This is a genomic window from Actinomadura sp. CNU-125, from assembly GCF_001942465.1.
Lineage (GTDB): Bacteria > Actinomycetota > Actinomycetes > Streptosporangiales > Streptosporangiaceae > Spirillospora.
In genome coordinates, this window is sequence record NZ_MKJY01000167.1 from 1 (window position 1) to 11,321 (window position 11,321).

Genomic DNA, 11,321 nt, shown 5'->3' on the forward strand with positions numbered 1-11,321 from the left:
CGGGAGGGTCTCGGCGACCGGGCCGGGGCCGAGGAGGGCGGCGCCGCGCGCGGGGAGCGGGGCGAGCGCCGTCACCGGGCGGCTCTGCAGCAGCCACAGGCGGCCGGTGCGGTCGAACGCGAACTCGACGTCCTGCGGGCCGCCGAACACCTGCGCCGTCCGGGCGGCGAGCCGGGCCAGGCGGCGGAGCTGGAGCGGGGTCAGCGGGCCGTCGTCGCGTTCGGCGCCGACGAGCCGCCCGCGCCGGGTGAGGTCGTAGCGGGTGCCGTCGACCTCGCCGCCGACGAGCGCCTGCGGCCCGCCCGGCGCGGCGGACACGATCACCCGGTCGGTGCGGCCGTCCACCGGGTCGGCGCCGAACATCACCCCGCCGGACGCCGCGTCGAGCTGCGGCTGGACGAGCACCGCCATCGTCCCCGGGCCGGTCGCGGACGCGGCGACCTCGTCGACCGCGCGCCGGAAGGCCGCCCAGCCCGCGACGTCGAGGACGGACGTGAACCGCCCGGCCATCGAGGAGACCGCGCCGTCCTCCAGCGTGGACGACGACCGCACCACCAGCGCGCGTTCGCCGTCGCGGCTCAGCCGCGCCCACGCGGCCCGCAGGTCGCCGGGCTCGTCGCACCCCACGGGGATCACGAACCCGGGGAGGACGGGCAGGCCGTGCGACGCGGCGCGCGCGAGGTTCGCCGCCTTGGCGCCGGCCCGGCCGGGCACGGCCGCCGGCGGGTCGTCGAGGCCGATCGTCGTGACGGCGCGCGTGCTCTGCTGCACCACGGACTCCGTTCTTCGTAGGCCGCCCATCTACGATGGTCCGCTCAACGGCGGCGGTTGTCGTCCCTCACAGGTGCCGTCTCGGCCTCCGTCCTGAGGTCGTAGCCCCGTCGTCCTGGAGGCGGAGGACGACCCTGATACCGGCCGGGGGCGGGGCCCCTTCTACGATTCACGGGTGCTGCACTGCGAGGTCACCGGGGGCGTCGGGACGATCACGATCGATCGTCCGGGCAAGCGGAACGCGATGTCGGCGGACATGTGGCGCGAGCTGCCCCGCCTCCTCGACGGGCTCGCCGCGGACGCGTCCGTCCGGGCGGTGGTCCTGACGGGCGCGGGCGGGAACTTCTGCGCGGGCGCCGACATCGGCGAGCTCGACGACATCCACCGCGACGACGACACGCACCTGTCGACGATGGCCGAGCGGGCCCTCGCCGCGTTCGGCAAGCCGACGATCGCGGCGATCGAGGGGGTGTGCGTCGGCGGCGGCTGCCAGCTCGCGGCGGCCTGCGACCTGCGGTTCGCGGCGGCGGACGCGCGGTTCGGGATCACCCCGGCGCGGCTCGGCATCGTCTACCCGGTGGCGGCCACCGCCCGGCTGGTCGGCCTGGTCGGGCCCGCGTCCGCGAAGCACCTGCTGTTCTCGGCGGAGCTGATCGACGCGGACGACGCCCTGCGCATCGGCTTCGTGAACGAGGTCGTCGCGGACCTGCCCGCGCGGGTCGCGGAGTACACGGGGACGCTCGCGTCCCGCTCCCTGCTGACGCAGTGCGCCACGAAGGACATCGTGGACGCGATCGCCGCGGGCGGCGACGTCGGCGACCGGGCGGCCCGCTGGCTCGCGGAGATGGAGGCGAGCGGCGAGCTGCGCGAGGGCGTCGCCGCGTTCCTCGAACGCCGCGCCCCCGAGTTCCGCTGGTCGCCGGGCGCGCGCGAAGACGTCCGCTGAACCCGAAAAGTTCTCCGGACGCCCGCAAACCTTGATCATCGCGGGTGCCGTCTCACCTTCCGTACTTCAAGATCAAGCGGAAGGCTCCTCCAGGATGACGCACTCCAGCACGCGCCGCGGCCCCCGTCGTTCCGTCCCGGCGGTGACCGGCGGCCTGGGCCTCGCCCTGCTGCTGGCGCTGACCGGCTGCCAGGGCGTCGGGACGGTCGAGGTCGGTTCGGCGGGCGCGGAAGCGGGGGAGGCCGCGCCGGGCGAAGCCGCGGGCGAGGCCGGGACGGGCGGGGCGTCGGACGGCGGCGCCGAAGGCGCGGCCGCCGCGGACGGCTCCCGCTGCCGCGCGTCCGAGCTGGGCGCCGACCTGCAGGAGCAGCCCACCGGCGGCGGCTTCAAGACGCTCGGCATGCTCATGATCACCAACACGGGCGACCGCGATTGCGCGCTCCCCGCAGGCTGGGCGTCCATGGGGGTCCGTACCGGCGGCGACTACGCGGCGATCCGGACGACTCGGGCGAACCACCCGGGAGCGGGCATGCGGATCACGCTGCGGCCGGGCAGGACCGCGTTCGCGGGCCTGCGCTGGACGTCCGGCCCCGGCGACTGCCAGACCGTGCAGGGATTCGGCGTGTCCTGGTACGGGAGCTGGCTCCCGGTGGAGACGTCCTGGCTCGAAGGCCCGCGCGCGCTCTGCGGCAACTCGCTCACGCAGGGCACCCTGCAGCCGAGCCGGCAGGGCGTCAACTTCGGGTGAGCCGGGCACCGGCCGGGGCCGCGGCCCGGCCGGTGCTCACCGGTTCAGGTAGGCGAGGACGGCCAGCACCCGGCGGTTGTCGTCGGCGGCGACCGGCAGGTCGAGCTTCGCGAAGATGTTCGCGGTGTGCTTGGTGACGGCCCGTTCGGTGACGACGAGACGTTCGGCGATCGCGGCGTTCGACCGTCCCTGCGCCATCAGCTCCAGCACCTCCGCCTCGCGGGGCGTCAGCCGGGCCAGCGGCGCGTCGCGGGCGCGTCGCGACCAGCCGCGACACGACCTCCGGGTCCATCGCGGTGCCGCCCGCCGCCACCCGCCGGACCGCGTCGACGAACTGGCCGGTGTCGAACACCCGGTCCTTCAGCAGGTAGCCGATCCCGCCGCCGCCGTCCGCCAGCAGCTCCCGCGCGTACAGCTGCTCGACGTACTGCGACAGCACCAGCACCGGCAGGCCCGGGACGCGGCGGCGCGCCTCCAGCGCCGCCTGCAGCCCCTCGTCGGTGAACGACGGCGGCAGCCGCACGTCGACCACCGCCACGTCCGGGCGGTGGTCGAGCAGCGCCTTCAGCAGGGACGGCCCGTTGTCGACCGCGGCCGCGATCTCGAAGTCGTGCGTCTCCAGCAGGCTGACCAGGCCCTCCCTCAGGAGGGCGAGGTCTTCGGCGAGGACAACGCGCACGGCAGCTCCAGGGTCACGATCGTCGGGCCGCCCACCGGGGAGTTGACGGCGAGCACGCCGTCGAATGTACCGATCCGGCGCTCGATCCCCCGCAGGCCGGTCCCGCCGTCGAGGGACGCGCCGCCGCGCCCGTCGTCGGTGACCGAGATCCGCAGCATCCCCCGCTCGTGCCGCACGTCGATCCACAGCCGGGACCCGCCCGAGTGCTTCGCGGCGTTCGTGAGGATCTCCGCGGCGGCGAAGTACGCGGCCGACTCCAGCGGCGGTTCGGGCCGTCCGTCCAGCTCGACGGTGACCTCGGCGCGCATCGGGTGGTCGAGGGCCAGCGCCTTGATCGCGTCGCCGATGCCCCGGTCGGCGAGGACGGGCGGGTGGATGCCGCGCACCAGGTCGCGCAGCTCGTGCAGGGCCTTCGCGGACGACTCGCGGGTCTGCGCCAGCAGCAGCCGCGCCTTCTCCGGGTCCTTGTCGAGGAGGTGCTCGATCGCGCCGAGGCTCATCCCCATCGCGACGAGCCGCGCCTGCGCCCCGTCGTGCAGGTCCCGCTCGATCCGCCGCAGCTCCGCCGCCGACGCGTCCACGGCCTCCGACCGCGACTCCGTCAGGTGCCGGACGCGCAGCGCCAGCCGCGACTTCTCCGTGGGCCCCAGCAGCGACCGGCCCCACCGCCCGTACACGGCGAGCATCCGCGGCGCGATGGCGAACCCGACGACGAGGAACACGGTGGCGAGGCCGACGGTCGTGACGCGCGCACCGACGTCCGTCCCGTATCCGGACGTGACGTGGACGAACCCGTACCAGTCGTTGCCGCCCGCGTCCGTGATGATCTCACCGGCGAACCCGGCGCAGAGGAACCCCCAGATCCCGTACAGGATCAGCCAGCCGGGCAGTGCCGCCGTGAAGAACACGACGATCGGGTCGGCGACGAGCCACAGGAAGTCGCGCCAGACCGCGGGGTCCACGATGCGCGCGAGGAGCAGGCGCAGCCGTCCCATGAACCCGGTCTCGGTGATCTCCGGGTCGGGCAGGTACGGACGCTCGATGCGGACGCCCGTCCACCGCGTGATCAGCCGCCGGTACACGTCCGTCATCGACCGCATCAGGTCCGTCGCCGAGGGGAAAAACAGCACCCCGAGGAGGCCAGTGACCATCGACAGGACCGAAAGGAACCAGGCCCCCACGAAAAGCGCCGGGAACGCCAAGAGCCCCAGCCGGAATCCCCGCCACGGCGCCTGGGCGTGTGCCCGCCACCCCGTCTGCTGTACCACTTGACCGTTCACCGGTTCCTCCGTCTGCCTCGGTCATCGTCACCGAGTCCAGTCTCCGGCGGATGCCCCCACGGCACAGTGTGCCCGCACCCCGAACGAGAGGTGTACCTGAGTACACCCGCGGTCGGCAGCCGACACCGGAGATCGGCATTGGCCAGGGACTAGGTGTGCGTGGTGTACACCCATGGCATGGGGGACGAGACCGTCGTGATCAACAACGTGCACCCCGACGGTTGATCCGAGGCGGGAAGTCGTGGCTCCGAGCCACCGACTAGGGCGCGTCGTCGCCCCAGCTCGTGAGGAAGCGCAGGTGGTCGGCGGCGGCGGAGCCCGGCGGGGCGTGATGGACGGTCAGCGTCTGCTCGGAGCCGTCCGGGAGCCGGAACGTCTCGAACGCGAGGGTGAGTTCGCCGGCCAGCGGATGGCGCAGCAGCCGCGTCCCGTGGGCGCGCTCCTCGACGTGATGCCGCGCCCACAGGCGTGCGAACTCCGCGCTGTGCAGCGACAGTTCGCCGACGAGCGACGCCAGCAGCGGGTCGTCCGGGTGGCAGGTCGCGTCCCGCCGCAGGGCGCCGACGATGTCGGCCGCCTCCGCTTCCCGGTCCGCGAACGCTTGGTCGGGCCGCAGGAACACCAGGCGGGCCAGGTTTCCGCCGGAGACCGCGAAGTCGCCGAACAGCGCCGCGGCCGACGCGTTCCACGCGAGGACGTCCGTCCGGCGTCCCGTCACGTACGCGGGCGTCCCGTCGAGGGCGGCGAGCATGGCGCGCAGCGCGGGCCGCACGTCTTCGGGCGAAGGTTCGTCGCCGTGGTGGCGGCACCCGGCCAGGTGATCGAGGTGGGTGCGTTCGGTGCCGGTGAGCCGCAGGGCGCGGGCGAGCGCGTCCAGGACCTCGGCGGACGCGTTGTGGGCCCGGCCCTGTTCCAGCCGGGTGAGGTACGCGACCGACACCCCGGCGAGCTGCGCGAGCTCCTCGCGGCGCAGCCCGGGCACGCGCCGGTGCCGGCCGAACGTCGGCAGCCCGACGTTCTCGGGTGTCAGCCGCGCGCGTCGGCTGCGCAGGAACTCGCCGAGCTCGACGTGCGGGTCCAGGGAGGCCGGTGCACGAGGGGCGGTGTCGAACTCCTGCGTGGCCTGCCGATCGTCCATGCGTCCATTGTCGCCGACCGCGCGCCCGCGTGCCTGTCCCTGCCGGTGGCAGGACCGGCGGACGCACGACGAACGGGGTTCTGGCCGCGTTCGTCCGGCGGCGGCAGAGTCTTTCGCGACGCAGCCACGAGACATGGGGGGATCGACGATGAGCGAGTACGTCGCGCATCTGGACGGACGGGCGGCGACCGCGGCGGACCTGGGCCCGCTCGCGTTCGCCGGGTACGCGCACTTCACCGCGATGCAGGTGCGCGGCGGCGGGATCCGTGGCCTCGACCTGCACCTGGAGCGGCTCCGGAAAGCGTCGGCCGACATGTTCGGACGGGCGATACCGGACGACCGGATCCGTGCGCACCTGCGGACGGCGCTGCGGGACGGGCCGGACGACGTGTCGCTGACGGCGACCGTGTTCGGTGCGGCGGGCGAGTTCACCGCGGCCGACGCGGAGCCGCGGGTGCTCGTGCGCACCGGGCCGCCGGCGTCCGGCCCGGCGGGTCCGCTGGCGCTGGCGGCGGTCGAGCACGAGCGGGACCTCCCGGCCGTGAAGCACGTCGGGGAGGTGGGCAAGACCTACCACCTGCGGCAGGCGGTCGCCCGGGGATTCGACGACGCCGCGTTCGTCGACCGCCGGGGGCGGTTCAGCGAGGCGACGATCTGGAACCTGGCCTTCTGGGACGGTTCGGCGGTCGTGTGGCCGAAGGCGGCGATGCTCGCGGGGACGACGATGGGCATCGTCCGCCGGAGGCTCCACGCGCTCGGCGTGCCGCAGCGCGAGGAAGAGGTGACCCTCGACGGGCTTCCGGCGCTCGGGGGCGCGGTGGTGATGAACTCGTGGACGCCCGGCATCGCGGTGCCCCGCATCGAGTCCGTGCCGCTGCCGGAGGCGAACGGGTTCGTCGCCCTGCTCCACCGTGCGTACGCGGAGGAACCGCTCGTTTCCCCGTGAGGTTCAGAGGGTCGCGAAGGTCAGTCCGCGCTTCTTGAGTTCGGGGACGGCCTTGCGCAGCGCCTTGATCGTCTGCGCGCGGTCGCCGCCGCCGTCGTGGCACAGCAGGATGTCGCCGTCGCCCGCCTCCAGGAGCCGGGACCGGACGCGGCCGGTACCGGGGCGGGCCCAGTCGCGGGGATCGATCGACCAGTCGATGGGCAGCATCCCGTACTCGGCGATCACGTCCATGACACGGTCGGACCAGTTGCCGCCGGGGGCGCGGAAGAAGCCGGGCAGGACGCCCGTCGCGTCGGCGATCCGGTCGTGCGCCTCCACGACCTCCTCGCGGACCTCCTTCGTCGACATGCCGGCCAGGCTCAGCGGGTGGTGCATCGTGTGGTTGCAGATCTGGTGGCCCGCGTCGGCGATCCGCCGCGTCAGTTCCCGCTGCTCCCGCACCTGCTCGCCGATGATGAAGAACGTGGCGCGGACGTCGTGCTCGGCGAGGAGATCGAGCATCTTCGGCGTCCACACCGGATGCGGACCGTCGTCGATCGTCAGCGCGATCGTCTTCGCGGGCGGGGGCGGCGAGAGCTGCGTCAGTTCCCGCACCGGTTCCTCGGCCGCGACGAGCCGTCCGGGCGTCCAGCTCGGGGGACGCAGCCGCGCGCGCGGCGTCGGGGCCGGATTCACCGCCGGGCTCGCCGGGACGATCTCCGCCTCGGCCGTCCGGTACCCGTTCGGGGTGCGCACCTCGTCCGCCGCGAGGGCGAGCCCGGCGACGACCCCGAACAGCCAGAGGGCCCGACGGCGGGACGTCCCGGTCGTCTCGTCGTCCACCACGTGTCCAACGGTATCGGCGTCCGGGACCGCTGTGATCACATTCGCGGCGAAAGGGGAAGATGGTGCCGTGGAGACGGGCGGATGAACGCGGCACCCGAGATCGGTCCCGTCCTCGGACTGGTGCTGCTGGCGCTCGCGGCGGCGGCCGCGCTGCTGGCGCGCTTCGGCGGACTCGGCGTCGGACGGGACGTGGTGGTCGCGTCCGTCCGGGCCGTGGTGCAGCTCGCGGTGGTGTCGCTACTGATCGCGGCGGTGCTGGAGCGCGCGGGCTGGACGGCGCTGTTCATCCTCGGGATGGTCGCGGTCGCGGTGGCGACGGCCGGTCGCCGCATCACCGGGACGTCGCGGGGCTCCGGCTGGTGGACGGCCGCGCCGATCGCCGCCGGTGTCGCGCCGGTCCTCGCGCTGCTCGTCGGCTCGGGCGTGGTCCCGGCCCGTCCGGTCGCGGTGCTGCCGATCGCCGGGATCATGATCGGCGGCGCGATGACCTCGACCGGGCTCACCGGGCGCCGCGCCCTGGACGAGCTGGAGACGCGGCGCGGCGAGTACGAGGGCGGCCTCGCCCTCGGCCTGATCCCCCGCGACGCGGCGCTCGAAGTCGCACGCCCGGCCGCGGCGCTCGCGCTCTTCCCCGTCCTGGACCAAACGCGGACGGTCGGGCTGGTCACCCTGCCGGGCGCGTTCGTCGGCGTCCTCCTCGGCGGCGCCGACCCCATCGAGGCGGGGGCGATCCAGCTCCTCGTCCTGATCGGCCTCCTGGCCGTCGAAGCGATCGCCGTCCTGATCACCCTCGAACTGGTGGCCACCGGCCGCCTCCACCGCCCCGCGAAATAGCGAGGGCGGGAAGCCCGCCGGCACGGCGGCGGGGTCGGCGGCGCGCGCCGCCGACCCCGCCCCCCGGTCAGGGCGTGCTGTACCGGTCGGTGCCGTCGCTGCCGCCGACGCGGCGGAGACCGGCCTTCTCCAGCACCCGGACGGACGCGGTGTTCGACGGTTCGACGCCCGCCCGCACCGTCCGGACGTCCGGTTCGGCCAGCGCGGACGCGACGACGGCCCGCGCCGCCTCGGTGGCGTGGCCGCGCCCGCGCCGGGACGGGACGACGCCGTACCCGAACTCGACGGCGCCGTCGACCGGCGGCCGGAACAGTCCGATGGACCCGATCACGAGGCCGGTCTCGCGTTCGACGATCTGCCGCTGCCCGGGGTCGGCGGCGGGGTCGGCGGCGAGCAGCCCGGCGATGACTCGGTCGCCGTCGGCGGGGAAGTCGGCCGCCCAGCCGGCCGCCGACGCCGGACGCGACCGCGGCGACGTCCTCGGACGGCCACGGGCGCAGGATCAGGCGCTCGGTGAACAGGGAAGATGACATGCGACGCTCCACGAACGATCGATGGGGCGTCCGGGGCGCGCGCTCAGGCGGCCGCGGCCCGGACGAGGGCATGGCGAAGGAACATGGCGCGGGCCATATTCATCGACCTCCCTTGTCGCGGTTTCCGGGGGCAACCTAGCGCGGCGACCACCAAGCTGCACCCGGGTTTCGTTGATCTGCGGCGTGTTGCCCTTATGAGTGCCCGAGTTAGGGCAACACGCCGCAGATCAACATCCATCACCCCAGCCAGAGCGGACGGGAACAACTGCGATTGCGGGCGAAGGCAAGTTCGAGCGAAGCGAGAACTTGATCGCGCAGCGAGCCCTTGGCGAGTCGGAGCGATGCGGCAATCGCACGCGTTGCCCGTTGAAGGAGGGCCCCCAGGGCCCGACGCCGAGGGCGACGCAATTAAGCAGGCGGTGCGACGCCCCAGCCCCAGTGCGGCATGGGGGCTTCCAGGGGCGGGGACGCGTCGGGCTGCGAGTTCGCGAGGGCGATGCGGGTGCCCCACTCGATGTAGGACGCGAACGCGGCGCGGAACTCGGGGTCGTCCGGGAGCCCGACCTCGTCGGCGGCGTCCATCAGCAGGGACACCCAGCGGCGTCGCTGCGGTTCGGCGATCGCCCTGCCGAGGTGCTGCCGGACCATGTGGTGGTAGCCGCCGCGTTCCGCGCTGTAGCGCTCGGGGCCGCGGAACACCTCGCTCAGCCAGATCGCCACCCATTTCGGGTGGTCGGGGGCCATGTGCTCGAACAGCGGGAAAAGGAGTTCGTCCTTGAGGACGTTCGCGTAGAACACCTCGGTGAGCCGTTCGAACGCCTCCGCGCCGCCCGCCCACTCGTACATGGTCGGGACGGACGAGCCCGCGCCGCGCACGTCCGTCCGCTCGTAGTGGCGCATCTCCTCGATCTGCTGCACGTACGGCTTGATCTCGGCGAAGAAGGCGGGGAAGTGCTCGCCCCGGCGGAAGCCCTGCATGTGAGCGTCGGCGGACGTCCAGCCGATGCGCAGGATGTAGGCGCCGGGGTCTTCGACGCAGCGGGACAGTTCGTAGTCCACGCATTCGGGGGCGGCGGAGAGGGGGACGGACGCGCGCGCGTACGCGGCCTCGAACTCCGTGGCGTCCTCGGGGGCTATCCGGTAACGGATGTATTCGACGATCATGAGACACGTCCTGTCGCAGCCGATCGGGTAATCACTGTAACTCTGTAATCACCCGATCGGCGACGAAATGATCTACTTCAGGACTTCGAGCGGCGCAGCCACGCGACGCCGCCGCCCGCGAGGGCGACGACGAGCGCGCCGAGCCCGACCCACAGCCAGTTCGCGGACGTGCCTTCCGGCTCGGACTCCGACGCCGGAGCCGACTCCGGTGACGACGCGGGAGCCGGTGCGCCCGCCGACGGCGTGGCGGGCGCGGACGACGCCGCGCCCTCGACGGTGAACTCGAACGTGCCCGAGATCGGGTGCCCGTCCGGCGACACCGCGCGCCAGCCCACCGTGTAGTCGCCGTTCGGCAGCGGCGCCTTCAGCGGCTGCCTGACGTTCTCGTCGACCGACTCCGGCTTGCCCAGCTCGTGCCGCGCGTCCGACTCGTCCGTCACGACGACCTGCGGCAGCGTCACCGGGTTCGCGAACTCCAGGACGATCTCGGACGGCGGCGCGACGGTCGCGCCCTCCGCGGGGTCCGAGCCGGTCAGCGCCGTGTGGGCGGACGCGGGCGAGGCGAAGGCCAGCAGGGCGAGGACGGCCGCGAGCGCGGCACCGACGGCGCGCCTCACGCCTTGCTCCGCGTCCGCGCCCGCGCGAGGCCGAGGCCGCCGACTGCGATGCCGACGGCACCGGCGCCGATGCCGATGCCGCCGAGCAGCCGCGCGGTGCCGTCGCTCGACTCGTCCGGCGTCGCGGCCGTCGCGGTGAGTGCCGCGTCGGCGCCGTGGCCCGAGCCGGACGCGGCCGGGGTCAGCGCGAGGACGGGCGCGGGATGTTCGGGCTCGGTCCCGTCCTCGGGCGTCGGCTGGTCCCAGTCGACGACCTCGCCGCCCTCGTAGGTCTGCGCGGCCTTGAACGCCATCCGGTCGACGCCGGTCGGCAGCGGGCCGATCGACACGTCGAACTCCTGGAACTGGCCGGGCTCGATCTTCCCGCCCGTCCAGGTGATCTTCGTGACGGCCTCGGTGATCGTGCCGCCGTCGGTCTCGACCGGTTCGGGCAGCTTCGTCTTCTCCGTCGCGACCTCCCAGCCGGGGACGGGACGGACCGACACCGACCGCAGCGGATGCGCGGCGGGCAGTTCGATCTGCAGCTTCGTGGTCGCGGCGTCGTCGCGCTCGTTCGGGACGCGGAACGACACCCGCGCCCACGAGCCCTGCTCGGCCTCCTCGGGGTTCACGGTGACGTGCGCGGACGCCGCCGTGGCCAGGCCGAGCAGCGACACCGCGCCGAGCGCGGCGACGGCCGCGACCCGGCGGGCATGCGGAATGAGGGACATGTCGGAAACTCCGTTCGAGGGATGGTGCTTGGCCGGACGCCGCGCGGCGCCCGGTCGCGTCCGGCGCCCGTCCCGCCCGCGTCAGCGGTGGGCGAGCGCGCTCGAAGTGCGGGGTCCCCGCCGGACGACC

The 11,321-nt window shown here is 73.9% G+C and carries 12 protein-coding genes and 1 pseudogene; 4 read left to right on the forward strand and 9 right to left on the reverse strand.

What is annotated here, in order from left to right:
* Positions 1 to 771 (reverse strand): PEP/pyruvate-binding domain-containing protein (locus BJF79_RS20285; RefSeq protein ID WP_316043402.1); only part of this gene is annotated, 771 nt, incomplete at its 3' end.
* A 175-nt stretch (positions 772 to 946) separates the two neighbouring features.
* Between BJF79_RS20285 and BJF79_RS20290 the strand changes: the two genes are divergently transcribed.
* Together BJF79_RS20290 and BJF79_RS20295 are read left to right on the forward strand one after the other, a co-directional pair.
* Positions 947 to 1,717: an enoyl-CoA hydratase/isomerase family protein gene (locus tag BJF79_RS20290; RefSeq protein WP_075899583.1), complete on the forward strand. Its 771-nt coding sequence runs from the start codon at positions 947 to 949 to the stop codon at positions 1,715 to 1,717.
* Positions 1,718 to 1,811: 94 nt separating this feature from the next.
* Positions 1,812 to 2,465: a DUF4232 domain-containing protein gene (locus tag BJF79_RS20295; protein WP_075899585.1), complete on the forward strand. Its 654-nt coding sequence runs from the start codon at positions 1,812 to 1,814 to the stop codon at positions 2,463 to 2,465.
* Between the two features lie 36 nt (positions 2,466 to 2,501).
* Here BJF79_RS20295 and BJF79_RS20300 read toward each other — a convergent pair.
* The 3 genes and pseudogenes from BJF79_RS20300 to BJF79_RS20310 form a co-directional block, all read right to left on the reverse strand.
* Positions 2,502 to 3,144 (reverse strand): annotated as a pseudogene (locus BJF79_RS20300) (LuxR C-terminal-related transcriptional regulator).
* Positions 3,108 to 4,424: a sensor histidine kinase gene (locus BJF79_RS20305; RefSeq protein ID WP_262402314.1), complete on the reverse strand. Its 1,317-nt coding sequence runs from the start codon at positions 4,422 to 4,424 to the stop codon at positions 3,108 to 3,110. Before BJF79_RS20305 ends, BJF79_RS20300 begins: the two are co-directional and overlap by 37 nt.
* 259 nt (positions 4,425 to 4,683) lie before the next feature.
* Positions 4,684 to 5,562, reverse strand: a complete 879-nt coding sequence (locus tag BJF79_RS20310) for a helix-turn-helix transcriptional regulator (protein ID WP_075899589.1) — start codon at positions 5,560 to 5,562, stop codon at positions 4,684 to 4,686.
* A gap of 148 nt (positions 5,563 to 5,710) precedes the next feature.
* On the opposite strand from BJF79_RS20310, the gene BJF79_RS20315 reads away from it, so the two are divergent.
* Positions 5,711 to 6,508 (forward strand): aminotransferase class IV family protein, encoded by a 798-nt coding sequence (locus BJF79_RS20315; protein ID WP_075899591.1) that lies wholly within the window; start codon positions 5,711 to 5,713, stop codon positions 6,506 to 6,508.
* Positions 6,509 to 6,511: 3 nt separating this feature from the next.
* On the opposite strand, the gene BJF79_RS20320 is transcribed toward BJF79_RS20315, so the two are convergent.
* On the reverse strand, positions 6,512 to 7,330 hold the full coding sequence (locus BJF79_RS20320; RefSeq protein ID WP_262402315.1) for a polysaccharide deacetylase family protein: 819 nt from the start codon (positions 7,328 to 7,330) through the stop codon (positions 6,512 to 6,514).
* A gap of 84 nt (positions 7,331 to 7,414) precedes the next feature.
* On the opposite strand from BJF79_RS20320, the gene BJF79_RS20325 reads away from it, so the two are divergent.
* The gene (locus BJF79_RS20325) at positions 7,415 to 8,167 is read left to right on the forward strand and encodes an ABC transporter permease (protein WP_075899593.1); all 753 of its coding nucleotides are present in this window, start codon (positions 7,415 to 7,417) and stop codon (positions 8,165 to 8,167) included.
* 67 nt (positions 8,168 to 8,234) lie between these two features.
* Here the strand turns inward: BJF79_RS20325 and BJF79_RS60830 are convergent, their stop codons facing one another.
* The 4 genes from BJF79_RS60830 to BJF79_RS20345 form a co-directional block, all read right to left on the reverse strand.
* Entirely contained in the window at positions 8,235 to 8,573 is a 339-nt protein-coding gene (locus BJF79_RS60830) for a GNAT family N-acetyltransferase (protein ID WP_316043403.1), read from the reverse strand.
* Positions 8,574 to 9,108: 535 nt separating this feature from the next.
* The gene (locus tag BJF79_RS20335; protein ID WP_075899595.1) at positions 9,109 to 9,864 is read right to left on the reverse strand and encodes a group II truncated hemoglobin; all 756 of its coding nucleotides are present in this window, start codon (positions 9,862 to 9,864) and stop codon (positions 9,109 to 9,111) included.
* 77 nt (positions 9,865 to 9,941) lie between these two features.
* Complete coding sequence (locus BJF79_RS20340) at positions 9,942 to 10,481, reverse strand: copper resistance protein CopC (RefSeq protein ID WP_262402316.1); 540 nt, start codon at positions 10,479 to 10,481, stop codon at positions 9,942 to 9,944.
* Positions 10,478 to 11,191 (reverse strand): YcnI family protein, encoded by a 714-nt coding sequence (locus BJF79_RS20345; RefSeq protein WP_075899597.1) that lies wholly within the window; start codon positions 11,189 to 11,191, stop codon positions 10,478 to 10,480. Before BJF79_RS20345 ends, BJF79_RS20340 begins: the two co-directional genes overlap by 4 nt.
* Between the last annotated feature and the right edge of the window lie 130 nt (positions 11,192 to 11,321).